The organism is Rhodoplanes tepidamans (genome assembly GCF_030813915.1).
GTDB classification, from domain to species: domain Bacteria; phylum Pseudomonadota; class Alphaproteobacteria; order Rhizobiales; family Xanthobacteraceae; genus Rhodoplanes; species Rhodoplanes tepidamans.
In genome coordinates, this window is the sequence record NZ_JAUSUJ010000006.1 from 173,161 (window position 1) to 187,388 (window position 14,228).

The following is a 14,228-nucleotide window of genomic DNA, read 5'->3' on the forward strand; positions in this document are numbered from 1 at the left end:
CGACCGGCGAAGACACACGAACGAACGACGTTCCGGAGAACCCCCTGATGGGCGAACACACGCACAAGGCCTTCGACACCGACCTGCAGGATCTCGCCCGCATGGTCGCCGAGATGGGCGGGATGGCCGAGCAGCAGATCTCGGACGCCACCGACGCGCTCGACCGCCGCGACATCGCGGCGGCGCAGCTCGTCGTCGCCGGCGACGCCCGCATCGACGCGCTGCAGCGCGAGGTCGAGGCGAAGGCCGTCATGACCATCACGCGACGCCAGCCGATGGCGGTCGACCTGCGCGACATCGTCGCGGCGATGCGCATCTCCAACGACATCGAGCGGATCGGCGATCTCGCCAAGAACATCGCCAAGCGTGTCGTGGTGATCGATCACGAGTTCCGCGCCCAGCAGGTGATGCGCGGCGTCCAGCACATGACCGAGCTGGTGCTGTCGCAGATCAAGGACGTGCTCGACGCCTATGCCCGGCGCGACCTGCAGAAGGCCGTGGCGGTGTGGCGGGCCGACGAGGAGATCGACGCCGTCAACAACTCGCTGTTCCGCGAGCTCCTCACCTACATGATGGAGGATCCGCGCAACATCGGCATCTGCATCCATCTGCTGTTCTGCGCCAAGAACATCGAGCGGATGGGCGATCACGCCACCAACATCGCCGAGTCGGTCTACTTCATGATCGAGGGCAAGCCGCTCATCGACGAGCGGCCGAAGAGCGACACCACCTCGAGCACCGTGGTTCCGTTCGACGCCTGAGTCGACTGGAGCGCGCTCTGGTGAACACGAGCCGACCCTCGTTTCCGGTCGTCCCCGCGAAGGCGGGGACCCAGGGCCGCACGCCGTGCCGCCCCTGGATGCCCGCCTGCGCGGGCACGAGCGGAGTGTGCGGCTGACTCGGCGAACACAGCGCTCCAGAGACATCGGCACGAGCCCGACGCGACACGAGAGAGATACCGGATGGCCGCCCGCATACTGATCGTCGAGGACGAAGAGCCCCTGACGCTGCTGCTGCGCTACAACCTCGAAGCCGAGGGCTACGCGGTCGACGCCGCCGGCCGCGGCGACGACGCCGACCTGCGGCTCAAGGAGAGCCCGCCCGACCTCGCCATCGTCGACTGGATGCTGCCGGGCCTGTCCGGCATCGAGCTGATCCGGCGGCTGCGCGCCCGCACCGAGACGCAGCAGCTCCCGGTGATCATGCTGACGGCGCGCGGCGAGGAAGGCGAGCGGGTGCGCGGCCTCGCCACCGGTGCCGACGACTACATCGTCAAGCCGTTCTCGGTGCCGGAGCTGCTCGCCCGCATCCGGGCGCTGCTGCGCCGCACCAAGCCGGAGCGCGTCGCCGCCGTGCTCACCGCCGGCGACATCGAGCTCAACCGCGAGAAGAAGCGGGTCGCCCGCGGCGGCCGCGACGTGCCGCTCGGTCCGACCGAGTTCCGCCTGCTCGAGTTCCTGATGGAGAATCCCGGCCGGGTGTTCTCGCGCGAGCAACTGCTCGACCGGGTGTGGGGGCGCGACGTCTATATCGACGAGCGCACCGTCGACGTTCATGTCGGCCGGCTGCGCAAGGCACTCAACCGCGGCCAGCGCTCCGATCCGATCCGCACCGTGCGCGGTGCCGGCTACGCCCTCAACGACCGCTACGGCGCCGCCGAGGCCTAGGTCGCCCCTGGGGTCACCGCCTTCGGGAACGAGCGGGCCCCCGGGACTTGGTCTCCGAGACTGCTAAAACTTCCGCTCATCCCCGCGCAAGCGGGGATCCAGGCCGCTCGCTGTGTGGCGGCCTTGGCGGCGGCGGCCTCGTGCCGTGCCTCCTCGTGTCCCCGCCTTCGCGGGGACGAGCGGAACTCGGGACGTGTTTTCCGAGTCCGCCGAAACCTCAGCCGTTCGGCGGGCGCCCGTCGGTCAGACCCGCCCGAGCCGCTTGTCGCGGCGCCGGTCGACCGGCTGGTAGGCGATCCGCGCATGGTAGCTGCAGTAGGGCAGCCCGTCGCTGGTGCGCCCACCGCAGAAGAAGAAGTCGGTCGAGCCGGGATCGCCCACCGGCCAGCGGCACTTGCCCTCCCCGAGCTCGAGCAGCGTGCAGCGCTGGCCCATCGGCACCACGTTGGCGACCGCCTCGACCTCCTGCTCGTACTCGACCTCGTAGACGGGGGCCCGTGCCAGCGCCGTGTTGCCGCGCATCGCCGGCCGTGCGACCCGCAGGATCGGCGCCGCCGCCCGCGGCTTACGCTGCCGCGGAACCGCCGCCGCGGGACTCTTGGCCCGGCCCGACAGGCCCAGCCGGTGAACCTTCCCGATCACCGCGTTGCGGGTGATCCCACCGAGCTCGACGGCGATCTGACTCGCGGAAAGACCGTCGTTCCAAAGCTTCTTGAGAAGTTCCACGCGCTCGTCGGTCCACATGTGTTCCTCTTCGCCTCGTGGCGCGGGACGGTCTCACGGAATCCACCAACGCCGCGCGGCGGTGCCTCTCCACCGGCGGGTACGCATGAACAGATGTGAAACTTTGAGAACAGTCCGCCGCACGAGATGTCGTATGATAGCGAAGAAAACGCTACTATATCGCGCGAGTCCCCCGCAAGAGTCCCCAGTATTGCATCCACAATTCATGGCCGTTTCGAGTCCGTACGTGTCTTGACGTATGGGCTCGGCGCGGTTGACAGGGCAGCCGCCCACCTTAGAATGCCGCCGCCGTGCCGCCCAGGAGGCGGCACGATTCATTTCATGAGCCGCCGGGCGTTCGGTCGCTGCTGGACGCTCGTGAGCCGCCAGAAGCCACCAGGCCATGTCGCATCTCCTGCCGACCTACGCGCGCGCCGACCTCGCCTTCGAGCGAGGAGAAGGCGCCTGGCTCGTCTCCACCACGGGCGAGCGTTATCTCGATTGTCACTGCGGCGTCGCCGTCAACGCCCTCGGCCACGCCCATCCGGCCCTGGTCGCCGCGCTGCGCGAGCAGGCCGAGAAGGTGTGGCACGTCTCCAACCTGTTCCGCGTTCCCGCGGCCGAGCGCCTCGCGGCGCGGCTCTGCGAGGCGAGCTTCGCGGACCTGGTGTTCTTCTGCAATTCCGGCGCCGAGGCCATGGAAGGCGCCATCAAGGTGGCGCGCAAGTACCACGCCGCGAACGGTGCGCCCGAGCGCGTCCGCATCGTCACGTTCGAGGGCGCCTTCCACGGCCGCACCCTGGCGACGCTCGCAGCCGGCGGTCAGAAGAAGTACATGGAAGGCTTCGGCCCGCCGGTCGAAGGCTTCGACCAGGTGCCCTACGGCGATCTCGACGCGGTGAAGAAGGCGATCGGCCCGCAGACCGCGGCGATCCTGGTCGAGGCCGTGCAGGGCGAGGGCGGCGTCCGCGTCGGCACCCCGCAGTTCCTGCGCGGCCTTCGCGAGATCTGCGACGCCAACGGCCTGCTCCTGGTGTTCGACGAGGTGCAGACCGGCATGGGCCGCACCGGCACCCTGTTCGCGCACCAGCACGCCGGCATCACGCCGGACGTGATGGGGCTCGCCAAGGCGCTGGGCGGCGGCTTCCCGATCGGCGCCGTGCTGTGCACGGCCGAGGCCGGCAAGGGCATGACGCTCGGCACCCACGGCTCGACCTTCGGCGGCAACCCGCTCGCCGTGGCGGCCGGCAACGCCGTGCTCGACGTGATGCTGGCCCCCGGCTTTCTCGACGAGGTGAAGCGCAAGGCGCTGCTGTTCAAGCAGCGCCTCGCCGAGGTGACGGACCGGCACCCGGGCGTCATCCGCGAGGTGCGCGGCGAAGGCCTGCTGCTCGGCCTCGCCTGCGTGGTGCCCAACGACCAGATGATCACGGCCCTGCGCGAGGAGAAGCTGCTCGCGGTGGCGGCCGGTGACAACGTGGTCCGCATCCTGCCGCCCCTGATCGTCGCCGAGAGCGAGATCGCCGAGGCGGTGGATCGGATCGACCGGGCCGCGACCCGTCTCGAGCGCGCCGCCGGGGCCGCGCAACAGGCCGCACCCAAGCTCGAAGGAATCAAGGGGTGAGCGGAGTTCGTCATTTCCTCGACCTGATCGACATCCCGGCCGCGGAGCTGCGCCGGATGCTCGACGCCAGCCTGGCCATGAAGGCGGCGCAGAAGTCCAACGGCCACGCCGCGCCGCTCGCCGGCAAGATGCTGGCCATGATCTTCGACCGGCCGTCGACCCGCACCCGGGTGTCGTTCGACGTCGCCATGCGCCAGCTCGGCGGCCAGACCATCGTGCTCAACGGCAGCGAGCTGCAGATCGGCCGCGGCGAGACCATCGGCGACACCGCCAAGGTGCTGTCGCGCTACGTCGACGCCATCATGATCCGCACCCTCGATCACGAGAAGGTGCAGGAGCTCGCCCGCGAGGCGTCCATCCCGGTGATCAACGGCCTCACCAAGATCTCGCATCCCTGCCAGGTGATGGCCGACGTGATGACGTTCGAGGAGCACCGCGGCCCGATCCGCGGCAAGCGGGTCGCCTGGACGGGCGACGCCTCCAACGTGCTGACCTCGTGGATGCACGCCGCCGAGCGCTTCGACTTCGAGCTGGCCGTCGCGACCCCGCCGGAGCTCGCCCCCAAGCCGGCCCTGGTCGACTGGGCGAAGACCTCGGGCGCCGCCATCCGGATCGGCACCGATCCGGACGAGGCGGTCGCCGGCGCCGAATGCGTGCTCACCGACATGTGGGTGTCGATGGGCGACGAGGACGGCGCGCGCCGCCACAACCTGCTCAAGCCCTACCAGGTCAACGAGCGGCTGATGGCCAGGGCCGCGCCCGGGGCGGTGTTCATGCACTGCCTGCCCGCCCATCGCGGCGAGGAGGTCACGGCCGGCGTCATGGACGGCCCCCAGTCGGTGGTGTTCGACGAGGCCGAGAACCGCCTGCACGCCCAGAAGGGCATCCTGGCCTGGTGCTTCCAAGCCGCCGCCCAGTGACTATCTAGGGCGGATGTGGGCTTCGACCGGCCGGCGGCCCCCCGCCGGCCGTCGTCGTGCGTTCGCATGTGACATATCCGCCAGGAAGCCCGATGAGCCAGATCAGCATCCCGTCCCGCGCGCCCGGCGAGGTTCCGCTCGACGACGCCGTCGTCCCGTTCGAGGTGGCGGCGCTCGACGTGCGCGGCCGCACCGTGCGGCTCGGCCCGATGGTCGACGAGATCCTCTCCCGCCACGCCTATCCGACCGCGGTGTCGCGGCTGCTCGGCGAGGCGATCGTGCTGACCGTGCTGCTCGGCTCGTCGCTGAAGTTCGAGGGCCGCTTCATCCTGCAGACCCAGACCGACGGCCCGGTGCGCATGCTGGTGGTGGACTGGCGCAGCCCCGGCCGCGTGCGCGCCTATGCCCAGTTCGACGCCGACGCGGTGGCGGCCCTGACGGCGCCGGGCGACGGCGACCTGCTCGGCCGCGGCCATCTCGCCATGACGATCGACCAGGGCGCCGACATGAACCGCTACCAGGGCCTCGTCGCCCTCGGTGGCGGCACCCTGGAGGAGGCCGCGCACGAGTACTTCCTGCGGTCCGAGCAGATCCCGACCCGGGTCAGGCTCGCGGTGGCGGAAGAGTTCTCGGCCGCCGCCGGCGGCGCGCAGCGCCGGTGGCGCGCCGGCGGCCTGATGCTGCAGTTCCTGCCCAAGTCGGAGGAGCGCCGCCGGGTCCCCGACCTCGATCCGGGCGACGCGCCGGAGGGTACCGAGCCGCATGTCGTGCCGGAGGACGATGCCTGGGTCGAGGGCCAGGCGCTGGTCGAGACCATCGAGGACGTCGAGCTGCTCGACCCGGCGCTGTCCACCGAGCGGCTGCTGTTCCGGCTGTTCCACGAGCACGGCGTGCGGGTGTTCCGCGCCGTCGACGTCGAGGCCCGATGCTCCTGCTCGCGCGAGCGCGTCCAGGGCATCCTGGAGAGCTTCCCGGTCGACGACCGCGTCGCCATGATCGAGGACGGCCGCATCTCGGTGACGTGCGAGTTCTGCAACACCCGCTACGAGTTCGACCCGACGACCGTGATCCGGCCGGACGATGCCGAGGGGTGAGGTCGCGCGGGCGGCCGGCGCCATCCTGATGGATGGAGGCGGTGGTTCACGTTCTCGCCGCGTGCTCCGGACAAGGCGCGTCAGGCCGCAGGCCTGATGCGCCGCAGAGCCGGGGCCCAGGGGCCGCGCGGCGAGCGCACAGCCTGATCACCCCCGGGGCCCGGTTCGCGGCGCGTTGCGCCGCGCCCGGGACACGAGGCCTCCCCCGCAGGGGAGAGCCGAAGAACGAGACGCGGCCTCCTGATCACTTCCGCGCCGACAGCGCCGTCTTGCAGGCGGGCGTGAGCTTGTCGCCCTGGTCCTGCAGGCACTTGATGATGCGGCCGCCGCCCGGCTGCACGCCCTGGCAGAGACGCTGATAGTCCCCCTTGCAGGCGTCGCGCAGCACGTTCTGGTCCTGCGCGGCGGCGGGGGTGTGGGTGGCGGCGGCGAGCACGAGGGCGAGGCCGGAGGCGGCGAGGATGGATCGCATCGGAGGTCTCCTTGGTGATGAAGGCGAGAGGACGAGGCGGCGCTCAGCAGACGCGGACGCGGCGCATCACGTAGCGGCCGCCGACCCACACCCGGGTGGTGCGCCAGGTGCAGTTCGGCCCGCGCACCACGGTGCGGCTGACGCCGGCGGTCGGCACGTAGGCGGGGCGCGGCCCCCAGTATCCGCCGTAATAATAGGGACCGGCGACCACCACGGGCGGCGGCGGGGCCGGCACGACGACGGGCGGCGGGGGCGGCGGCGCCACCACGACGTAGCGGCCGTTCTGGACGATCACGTCGGCAGCTTGCGCCGGCGGCACGGCGATCCCGAGCAGCGCGGTGGGGAGGACAGCGAGCAACGACGAGCGGAGCGGCGTCATGAGGGTCTCCGTGGCTGGAACGGCGAGCGCCGTTTTCCCTGCTACGGCGCGGCCGGCCGATTCCTTCGCCCGGCCCCGGCGTTCAGCGCTGGCGCAGCCGGCCGACCAGGGCGGCGCGCGTTTCGGGCGGAATCTCCGCGGCGGCCTCCACCACCGCGTCGATGACGATGTCGCCGATGGCGACGCGCCGGTCGCGTGCCTCCATCACGGCGGCCCGGAACGCGGCCGTGTCGAGCTGCGGCTCGGCGAGCATCAGGATCGCCCGCCGCAGCGCCTGCTCGTAGGCCTGCTGGGCCTCGACCACGCTCGGCTTCCTGCTGTCGTAGATGCGGCGCAGCCGCGCCGCGTCGTCGGCCGGCAGGCGGTCGGCGATGTTGTCGATCAGCCGCATCGGCGCGCCCGCCGCCGTGGCGATCAGCGGCCGCGGCGCGAGCCACTGGGCCGCGACATAGCTGCCGAGCACCACGTTGAGGCAGAGCGAGACGAGCAGCGCGACGTGCAGCCTGGTGATCCGGATGCGCGACAGGATCGTCATGGCAGTCCCCAGTCGTTCGGGATCGCTCCGAGGTCGATCGTCATGGCGATGATGGTCGCCGCCGGCGACGGACCGGAGCCGAAGGGAAGCTCGCGCGCCAGCGAGACGCCGAGCAGCACCGAGCAGGCGAGGCTCGCCGCCGGCAGCAGCCAGCGCAGCCAGTTCCGCAGCGGCGCCGGGCGCGGTCGCGTCGAGGGCCGCTCCCCCACCCGCTGCATCAGGGTCGCGGCCGGCTCCTCGGCGAGCCGCTGCATCACCCGCCAGGCGAGGTCGTCGGCGCGCCGTCGCGTCACCACGGGCGCCTCCGCGAGGACGAGGTCGAGCCGGCGCTCCGCCGCCAGCACCGCGGCACCGTCCGGCGTACGGGCGACCGCGCGCGCCGCGGCGCGGACCTGCTCGGGCCAGCGCTCGACGTCGCCGCCCCAGGTCTCGGCCAGACGGTGGAACTCAGCGGGCGTCACGTGCTCCTCCAACCGTTTCGTCGCGCGCCCGGCAGGCCGCCTTGACGGCGGCGCGGCCGCGGATCAGCAGGGACTCGAAGGCCTTTTCGGAGAGCTCCAGCACGGCGGCCGCCTCGCGGCCGCTCAGGCCCTCCATGTGGAACAGCACCACGGCGGCGCGCTGGCGTGCCGGCAACGACGCGATCGCCGCGTCGACGGCCCGGCGCTGCTCGCGCGCCTCGATCTGCGACAGCGGGCCGGGACCGCCGTCGGCCACCTCGGCGGCGGCGTCGATGTCGGCATGGAGGGGGCGGCGGCGCTGGTCGATCGCGAGATTGGTGACGATCCGGTAGAGCCAGGTGGTGAAGCGCGCCCGGGCGGGATCGAACGAGCCGGCCCGCGTCCACACCCGCAGGAAGGCCTCCTGGGCGATGTCGTCGGCGTCGGCGGTGTTGCCGGTCACCCGCTGGGCGACCCGGATCGCGAGAGGCATGTGGCGCTCCATCAGGCAGCGAAACGACCGCCGGTCGCCTGCGGCGACCTGCGCGACGAGGTTCTCGTCGGTGTCGTTCTCCATCCGCCTCCCGGCCCCCTGATCGGCCGCACTCGCTGCATCATACGGCGGGGATGCGGCTTTCCTTCGCCCCTCCGCCGGACGCGTGGCGCGCCCGCGAAGGAAAGCGCGGCGCGCCGGCGTAGCAGGCTCGCCGGAGCACGATCAGGACGGGAGGCAGGCATGGTCGGACCGAGGATCGGCATCGCGGTTCTGCTCGGGCTGGCGCTGCCGGCGGCCGCCGGGACGAGCGCCGCCCAGCCGGCATCGCCGGACTTTTCCGTCCTGGCGGAGACGCCGGGCGGCGCCGGGGACCGTGCGCGGCCCGCCGAAGGAGCGTCCGGCCCGGCCCGCAAGCGGCGCCTGCATGTCGAGGGGTTCGGGGTCGGCTGGGACGTCGACGACAGGCTGACCGTGAGAGGGGGGCTGCGGCCCGGCGGCCGTACCGACGAGAGCGGCGCCTCGGCCGGCGGGGCGTCGGGCGTCTATCTCGGGATCCGCCGGTCTCTCGGACGGCAGTGACGGCGGCCGGCGGCTCAGAACGGCCGGGTCGGGCCGGGTCCGAGATGCCAGTCGCGCTTGAACCCGGTCAGCCGGCCGTTGCGGAACTGCAGCCAGACGACGCCGTCGACCGGGGTGAGGCCCGGGGTCGCGGCCGGCCGGCGGGCCACGAAGGTCCTCGATCCGCCCTTCCCGGCGACCGGCTCCAGCGGCACGCCGAGCGCCATCGCGGCGGCCTCGGGCGTCATGCCGAGCTCCAGCGGCGCGGTGTTCGGGGCCGTGGTCGACGTCGTCACGCAGCCGGCGAGGGCGGCCGCAGACGTCAGCACGGCGAGGCCGACGATCGCACGTCTCATGATCCGTTCCCCCTCGCCGCGATGGTGGGGCGACGGCCCCACGCGGTCAACCACGGCGCCCCGGATCCCCGATACGAAAACGGCCGGGCGATCCCCCGGCCGTCCTCCCACGTGTCCGCGCGCGGGAACGTCAGCGGATCACCTGCGGCAGGCCGGCGGCGCGCGGCCGCTGCTGCGCGGGCACCTGCACGGCGCCCGACGAGGCCTTCGGCTTCACCACAACCCGGGTGCCGACGCCGACGCGGCGATAGAGGTCCTCGATGTCCTCGTTGACGAGCCGGATGCAGCCCGAGGACACGAAGGTGCCGATGGTCGACGGCTGGTTGGTGCCGTGGATGCGGTAGATGGTCTTGCCGAGATAGAGGGCGCGGGCCCCCATCGGATTGCTCTCGCCGCCCGCCATGAAGCGAGGCAGGTAGGGCTGCCGCTCGATCATCTCGGCCGGCGGATGCCAGTCCGGCCACTCCGCCATGCGGGAGACGCGCTCGACTCCCGCCCAGGTGAAGCCCTCGCGGCCGACGCCGATGCCGTAGCGCATCGCCTTGCCGTTGCCGAGCACCAGGTAGAGGAAGGTGTTCGGGGTGTCGACGATGATGGTGCCGGGCGGCTCGGTGGTGACGTAGTCCACGACCTGGCGCTTGAACTGCGGCGCCAGTTCCTTGCGCTCGGTCTCGGGCAGGTAGTCGGGCGGCAGCGACGCGTAGGTCTGGTTGCCCACCCCGCCGCCGGGCGGGATGGTGCCGACCGGCGCACGGTCGGCCTCCTGCGGGCGGCCCCCGTAGGCCGGGGTCCCGTAGCCGGGCTGCGCCCCGTAGGCCGGCTGCGTGCCGTAGCCCGGGGCCGGGGTGCCGTAACCGGGCTGCGCCGCGACCGGCGGAGCGCCGTAGCCCGGGGCCGCCGTGGCATAGCCCTGGCCGCCGACGGCCGGTTGGCCGGCACTGATGTCACCGGGCGGACGGAGCGGTGCGTCGCCGGCCGCGGGGGCGGCGTAGCGCGGCGCGGACGCGGGCGGCGCGAAGGTGTCACGATAGGGCGCCGGCGGCGGGGGCTCGCGGTAGATCGTGGTCGGCGGCTCGCGATAGGGCGTCCCGTCGCGGTAGGTCGGCGCGGCGCTGCGCGAATAGTCCGCCGGGCCGGGCGGCGGCAGCGGCTGCGACTCGAACGGCACCGGGGCGGCCGCGGGATGGCCGCTCAGATCGCTGCCGCCATAGGGGCGCTGCGCCGGCGTGCTCGGATAGGTGGCGACCTCCTCGTCGTCCTCGTCCATGACGGGCGCGCTGCCATACGGGCTGGGCGCCGCGTATGTGCCGGGCGAGCGATAGGAGCCGGGATAGGTCTGGGCCGTGGCCTCGCCTGCGGAGGCGACGATCGCGGGCACGGCGAGGCCGGCGGCCAGCAGGATCAGACAGGATGCGCGCAAAAGACTCGTCCCCCTCGAATTCAAGCCGGATTGTGCCGATCATCTGGGAAGAAGTTAGGGCAGCATGAAGGCGGAAACCGCGTCCGCCCGATCCGACACTGCATCTCGACCATGAGAATTTGGTAAAGGAACGGCAAATCGGGCCTGCCGTGTCGTGCCTGCATCGGTTGCGCCGTCGCCGCCGCTCCGGTCGTGCCGCTTCGTATGCACACCGGCGCCGCCGGCGAGACGGTCGCACGGCGGCACGCCTCGCCACCATAACGCCGCGCTCGCGATTCGGGTGATGAATCCGGGATGAATTTGCGCTAGCTGTCGGGCGTCCCGGGGCGGGCCGCCGGGCCCGCATCCGCGCCCGACCCACCCGAGCCCCGACCAGGATTCCCGCGACCGTGGATCTCGAGAGCCGCCGTTCGCCGTCCTGCCGCGCGGCCTGCGACAGGAGACGAGCATGACCCCGACGCCGCGCCGCCTGATCGTCGGGATCAGCGGTGCCTCCGGCATCGTCTACGGGCTGCGGCTGCTGGAGATCCTCCGCTCGGTCGAGATCGAGACCCATGTGGTGGTCTCGAACGCCGCAAAGGTGACGCTGGCGCTGGAGACCGACCGCAAGCTCGCCGACCTGCAGGCGCTCGCCGACGTCTGGTACCAGACCAACGACATCGGCGCGGCGATCTCGTCGGGCTCGTTCCGCACCGAGGGCATGATCGTCTGCCCGTGCTCGATGCGCACGCTGGCCGAGATCGCCAACGGCATCACCGGCTCGCTGCTGCCGCGCGCCGCCGACGTGGTGCTGAAGGAGCGCCGCCGCCTGGTGCTGGTGGCGCGCGAGACGCCGCTGCATCTCGGCCACATCCGCAACATGGCGGCCGTCACCGAGATGGGCGCCATCGTCTATCCGCCGGTGCCGGCCATGTATGCGAGGCCGGCCTCGATCGACGAGATGATCGACCACACGGTCGGCCGCGTGCTCGACCTGTTCGGCATCGACGCCGGCGTGGTGCGCCGCTGGCGCGAGGCCCCCGACGAGCCCGGCGGCGAGCCGAACGGGGTGTGAGGGGAGCCCCACACTCCGTTCATTCCCGCGAAAGCGGGAATCCAGAGCCACGCGTCGCATCGCCCCTGGTTCCCCGCCTTCGCGGGGACGAGCGGATCGATTGCGACGAGCGCCCCGGGATGACGGCGATCAGATCATCTCGGCGATCGCCTTGCCGCAGGCGACCGTGTCGGCGTTGCCGCCGAGGTCGCGGGTGCGCAGCGTCTTCTCGGCCAGCACCGTCTCGATCGCCTTCAGCACCGCCGCCGCCGCCTCGCCCTCGCCGAGATGGTCGAGCATCATGGCGCCCGACCAGATCTGGCCGATCGGATTGGCGATGCCCTGGCCCGCGATGTCGGGCGCCGAGCCGTGCACGGGCTCGAACACCGACGGCCAGGTGCGCTCCGGATTGATGTTGGCGGCCGCCGCAATGCCGATCGTGCCAGCGCAGGCCGGGCCGAGATCCGACAGGATGTCGCCGAACAGGTTGGAGCCGACGACCACGTCGAACCAGTCCGGATGCAGCACGAAGTTCGCCGTGAGAATGTCGATGTGGTACTTGTCCCAGCGCACGTCCGGATAGGCCTTGGCCATCTCCTCGACGCGCTCGTCCCAGTACGGCATGGTGATCGAGATGCCGTTGGACTTGGTCGCCGAGGTGAGGTGACGCTTGGGCCGCTTGCGGGCGAGTTCGAAGGCGTATTTCAGCACCCGGTCGATGCCGGTGCGGGTCATCACCGTCTCCTGCACGACGAACTCGCGCTCGGTGCCGGGGAACATCTTGCCGCCGATCGACGAGTACTCGCCCTCGGTGTTCTCGCGCACCACCATGAAGTCGATGTCGCCCGGCTGGCGCCCCGCGAGCGGGCACGGCACGCCGGGCAGGAGCTTCACCGGGCGCAGGTTGACGTACTGATCGAAGTCGCGCCGGAACAGGAGCAGCGAGCCCCACAGCGAGACGTGGTCCGGCACCGCCTTGGGCCAGCCGACGGCGCCGAAGAAGATCGCGTCGTGGCCGCCGATCTGCGCCTTCCAGTCCTCCGGCATCATGCGGCCGTGCTTGAGGTAATAGTCGCAGGACGAGAAGTCGTACCAGTCGAGCTTCAGCGTGATGCCGTGGCGCTTGGCGACCTTCTCGAGGACGCGGACACCTTCCGGCACCACCTCCTTGCCGATGCCGTCGCCCGGGATCACGGCCACCCGATAGGTTCTGGTCATTCCTCGCCTCCGGCGGCGGCGCGCCGCTCGTGCCTGTGCTGCTGTGGACGTCGTCCGCGGTCGGGGACATCGCGCGTCGAGAGCCGCGAGGGTGACGGGAGTCCCGAGACCGCGTCAATCCCCGGCCGAGACAGGCCCGGGCCACGCCGGGCGCTTGACTCAAATCAAGGCCCGCGTGGGCCCTGGACATAAGCTTTCCACAGGTTGCAAGCGGTCGGTGCCAGTCGACGAAGCAGACGGAGGGTGAGGGCCGGTTTCGACGTCGGCACGGTCTGGCCGCCAGAGGATGCCAGCCATGATCACCGTTCCTGCCCTGACCATCTCGCCCGAGAAAGTCTGCTACGTCATCATGAAGGCGCGCGAGTTCGAGGTGCAGGACGTCGCCACCGACGGGGACGACACCGCGGACGAGAGCGGCTGGTCGGCCCTCGACGCCCGCCGCGACGACCCGACCTATCGCGAGCTCAAGGCGTTCATCCGCTCCCTCAACCAGGACGAACAGGTGGATCTGGTGGCGCTCACCTGGCTCGGGCGCGGCGACGGCTCGATCGACGACTGGGAGGATCTGCGCGCCGAGGCCGCCCGCGCCCACAACAAGCGGACCGCCGACTACCTGCTCGCCAAGCCGCTGCTGCCCGACCATCTCGAGGACGCCCTCGACCAGTTCGGCTGCTCCTGCGACGACTACGACCTCGGGCATTTCTGAACCGGAGGCGCCGGCGACGCGGCGGATCCATCGGTCCAGGGCGCGCGGCGGCGAGAGCCCGGACTCTGCGCGCGTGCGCGGCCCCCGGCGACCAGCCCGTCAATTCACCACCCGGGGCGCCGCCTGCGGCGAGTCGAGCGAGAAGGTCGGAATGGCGATCTCGAAGCGCTCGCCGGTCTCCGAGGCCATTGTGTAAGTGCCAGTCATGAAACCGGAATCGGTCGTGAGCGGGACCCCGCTGGTGTATTCGAAGCTGGCGCCCGGCACCAGCACGGGCTGCTCGCCGACGACGCCGGCGCCGCGCACCTCCTGCAGCCGGCCGAGCGCATCGGTGATCCGCCAGTGGCGGCTCTCGAGCTGCACGGTCTCGACGCCGTGGTTGGTGATCTCGATCGTGTAGGACCAGAAGAAGTACCGCTTGTCGGCGGACGAGCGCTCCGGCAGGAAGCGCGGCGTCACCTTCACCTCGATGTCGCGGGTCCGTGCTGTGAACATGGGCTCCTCGGGGACGGGCGCCGGCCCCGACGCGGGGCCGACCCGACTTATACCCGTTCGCGCCGACGGAACGAACCGTCGCGCCGGCGGGG

17 protein-coding genes and 1 pseudogene are annotated in these 14,228 nt (G+C 71.5%); 8 read left to right on the forward strand and 10 right to left on the reverse strand.

The annotated features are described in order from the left end of the window. Positions 1 to 47 precede the first annotated feature (47 nt). Together phoU and phoB are read left to right on the forward strand one after the other, a co-directional pair. A complete protein-coding gene (gene phoU, locus J2S22_RS09595) occupies positions 48 to 761 on the forward strand; it encodes a phosphate signaling complex protein PhoU (RefSeq protein WP_272777059.1) in 714 nt (237 codons plus the stop codon). Positions 762 to 962: 201 nt separating this feature from the next. Continuing rightward, entirely contained in the window at positions 963 to 1,667 is a 705-nt protein-coding gene (gene phoB / locus J2S22_RS09600) for a phosphate regulon transcriptional regulator PhoB (protein WP_272777060.1), read from the forward strand. A 243-nt stretch (positions 1,668 to 1,910) separates the two neighbouring features. Here phoB and J2S22_RS09605 read toward each other — a convergent pair whose 3' ends face one another. Further along, complete coding sequence (locus J2S22_RS09605) at positions 1,911 to 2,411, reverse strand: GcrA family cell cycle regulator (RefSeq protein WP_272777061.1); 501 nt, start codon at positions 2,409 to 2,411, stop codon at positions 1,911 to 1,913. Positions 2,412 to 2,793: 382 nt separating this feature from the next. Here J2S22_RS09605 and J2S22_RS09610 point away from each other — a divergent pair, with 382 nt between their 5' ends. The 3 genes from J2S22_RS09610 to J2S22_RS09620 all read left to right on the forward strand — a co-directional run bounded on the left by J2S22_RS09610 (position 2,794) and on the right by J2S22_RS09620 (position 6,028). After that, entirely contained in the window at positions 2,794 to 4,014 is a 1,221-nt protein-coding gene (locus tag J2S22_RS09610; protein ID WP_272777062.1) for an aspartate aminotransferase family protein, read from the forward strand. Continuing rightward, on the forward strand, positions 4,011 to 4,934 hold the full coding sequence (gene argF, locus J2S22_RS09615; protein ID WP_272777063.1) for an ornithine carbamoyltransferase: 924 nt from the start codon (positions 4,011 to 4,013) through the stop codon (positions 4,932 to 4,934). Before J2S22_RS09610 ends, argF begins: the two co-directional genes overlap by 4 nt. A 92-nt stretch (positions 4,935 to 5,026) precedes the next feature. Further along, on the forward strand, positions 5,027 to 6,028 hold the full coding sequence (locus J2S22_RS09620) for an Hsp33 family molecular chaperone (RefSeq protein WP_272777064.1): 1,002 nt from the start codon (positions 5,027 to 5,029) through the stop codon (positions 6,026 to 6,028). Between the two features lie 244 nt (positions 6,029 to 6,272). On the opposite strand, the gene J2S22_RS09625 is transcribed toward J2S22_RS09620, so the two are convergent. From J2S22_RS09625 to J2S22_RS09645, 5 genes and pseudogenes are all read right to left on the reverse strand, one after another. Next, positions 6,273 to 6,500 (reverse strand): cysteine rich repeat-containing protein, encoded by a 228-nt coding sequence (locus tag J2S22_RS09625; RefSeq protein WP_272777065.1) that lies wholly within the window; start codon positions 6,498 to 6,500, stop codon positions 6,273 to 6,275. Between the two features lie 43 nt (positions 6,501 to 6,543). Beyond that, positions 6,544 to 6,879: a hypothetical protein gene (locus J2S22_RS09630; RefSeq protein WP_272777066.1), complete on the reverse strand. Its 336-nt coding sequence runs from the start codon at positions 6,877 to 6,879 to the stop codon at positions 6,544 to 6,546. 82 nt (positions 6,880 to 6,961) lie between these two features. Next, the gene (locus J2S22_RS09635) at positions 6,962 to 7,414 is read right to left on the reverse strand and encodes a periplasmic heavy metal sensor (RefSeq protein ID WP_272777067.1); all 453 of its coding nucleotides are present in this window, start codon (positions 7,412 to 7,414) and stop codon (positions 6,962 to 6,964) included. Further along, positions 7,411 to 7,875 (reverse strand): hypothetical protein, encoded by a 465-nt coding sequence (locus J2S22_RS09640; RefSeq protein ID WP_272777068.1) that lies wholly within the window; start codon positions 7,873 to 7,875, stop codon positions 7,411 to 7,413. Before J2S22_RS09640 ends, J2S22_RS09635 begins: the two co-directional genes overlap by 4 nt. Continuing rightward, positions 7,862 to 8,440: pseudogene (locus J2S22_RS09645) on the reverse strand (RNA polymerase sigma factor); the annotation flags it as partial. The pseudogene J2S22_RS09645 and the gene J2S22_RS09640, both read right to left, overlap by 14 nt. A gap of 150 nt (positions 8,441 to 8,590) precedes the next feature. Here J2S22_RS09645 and J2S22_RS09650 point away from each other — a divergent pair. Continuing rightward, on the forward strand, positions 8,591 to 8,929 hold the full coding sequence (locus J2S22_RS09650) for a hypothetical protein (protein ID WP_272777070.1): 339 nt from the start codon (positions 8,591 to 8,593) through the stop codon (positions 8,927 to 8,929). Positions 8,930 to 8,943: 14 nt separating this feature from the next. Here J2S22_RS09650 and J2S22_RS09655 read toward each other — a convergent pair whose 3' ends face one another. Both J2S22_RS09655 and J2S22_RS09660 read right to left on the reverse strand, forming a co-directional pair. Beyond that, on the reverse strand, positions 8,944 to 9,264 hold the full coding sequence (locus J2S22_RS09655) for a hypothetical protein (RefSeq protein WP_272777071.1): 321 nt from the start codon (positions 9,262 to 9,264) through the stop codon (positions 8,944 to 8,946). 130 nt (positions 9,265 to 9,394) lie between these two features. Continuing rightward, complete coding sequence (locus tag J2S22_RS09660) at positions 9,395 to 10,684, reverse strand: L,D-transpeptidase family protein (RefSeq protein ID WP_272777072.1); 1,290 nt, start codon at positions 10,682 to 10,684, stop codon at positions 9,395 to 9,397. A gap of 448 nt (positions 10,685 to 11,132) precedes the next feature. On the opposite strand from J2S22_RS09660, the gene J2S22_RS09665 reads away from it, so the two are divergent. Further along, on the forward strand, positions 11,133 to 11,738 hold the full coding sequence (locus tag J2S22_RS09665) for a UbiX family flavin prenyltransferase (protein WP_272777073.1): 606 nt from the start codon (positions 11,133 to 11,135) through the stop codon (positions 11,736 to 11,738). 129 nt (positions 11,739 to 11,867) lie between these two features. Here J2S22_RS09665 and J2S22_RS09670 read toward each other — a convergent pair whose 3' ends face one another. Beyond that, positions 11,868 to 12,935, reverse strand: coding sequence for a tartrate dehydrogenase (locus J2S22_RS09670; RefSeq protein WP_272777074.1), 1,068 nt, complete (start codon positions 12,933 to 12,935; stop codon positions 11,868 to 11,870). A gap of 295 nt (positions 12,936 to 13,230) precedes the next feature. Between J2S22_RS09670 and J2S22_RS09675 the strand changes: the two genes are divergently transcribed. Then, the gene (locus J2S22_RS09675) at positions 13,231 to 13,641 is read left to right on the forward strand and encodes a DUF3775 domain-containing protein (protein ID WP_272777075.1); all 411 of its coding nucleotides are present in this window, start codon (positions 13,231 to 13,233) and stop codon (positions 13,639 to 13,641) included. A 99-nt stretch (positions 13,642 to 13,740) separates the two neighbouring features. Here the strand turns inward: J2S22_RS09675 and apaG are convergent, their stop codons facing one another. Next, positions 13,741 to 14,136, reverse strand: coding sequence for a Co2+/Mg2+ efflux facilitator ApaG/CorD (gene apaG, locus J2S22_RS09680; RefSeq protein WP_272777076.1), 396 nt, complete (start codon positions 14,134 to 14,136; stop codon positions 13,741 to 13,743). Between the last annotated feature and the right edge of the window lie 92 nt (positions 14,137 to 14,228).

Coding starts and splice junctions, on each gene's coding strand:
- J2S22_RS09675 (WP_272777075.1), top strand. CDS start 13,231: ATGATCACCGTTCCTGCCCTGACCATCTCGCCCGAGAAAGTCTGCTAC.
- J2S22_RS09650 (WP_272777070.1), top strand. CDS start 8,591: ATGGTCGGACCGAGGATCGGCATCGCGGTTCTGCTCGGGCTGGCGCTG.
- phoB (WP_272777060.1), top strand. CDS start 963: ATGGCCGCCCGCATACTGATCGTCGAGGACGAAGAGCCCCTGACGCTG.
- J2S22_RS09635 (WP_272777067.1), bottom strand. CDS start 7,414: ATGACGATCCTGTCGCGCATCCGGATCACCAGGCTGCACGTCGCGCTG.
- J2S22_RS09610 (WP_272777062.1), top strand. CDS start 2,794: ATGTCGCATCTCCTGCCGACCTACGCGCGCGCCGACCTCGCCTTCGAG.
- apaG (WP_272777076.1), bottom strand. CDS start 14,136: ATGTTCACAGCACGGACCCGCGACATCGAGGTGAAGGTGACGCCGCGC.
- J2S22_RS09605 (WP_272777061.1), bottom strand. CDS start 2,411: ATGTGGACCGACGAGCGCGTGGAACTTCTCAAGAAGCTTTGGAACGAC.
- J2S22_RS09620 (WP_272777064.1), top strand. CDS start 5,027: ATGAGCCAGATCAGCATCCCGTCCCGCGCGCCCGGCGAGGTTCCGCTC.
- J2S22_RS09630 (WP_272777066.1), bottom strand. CDS start 6,879: ATGACGCCGCTCCGCTCGTCGTTGCTCGCTGTCCTCCCCACCGCGCTG.
- phoU (WP_272777059.1), top strand. CDS start 48: ATGGGCGAACACACGCACAAGGCCTTCGACACCGACCTGCAGGATCTC.
- J2S22_RS09665 (WP_272777073.1), top strand. CDS start 11,133: ATGACCCCGACGCCGCGCCGCCTGATCGTCGGGATCAGCGGTGCCTCC.
- J2S22_RS09625 (WP_272777065.1), bottom strand. CDS start 6,500: ATGCGATCCATCCTCGCCGCCTCCGGCCTCGCCCTCGTGCTCGCCGCC.
- J2S22_RS09670 (WP_272777074.1), bottom strand. CDS start 12,935: ATGACCAGAACCTATCGGGTGGCCGTGATCCCGGGCGACGGCATCGGC.
- J2S22_RS09655 (WP_272777071.1), bottom strand. CDS start 9,264: ATGAGACGTGCGATCGTCGGCCTCGCCGTGCTGACGTCTGCGGCCGCC.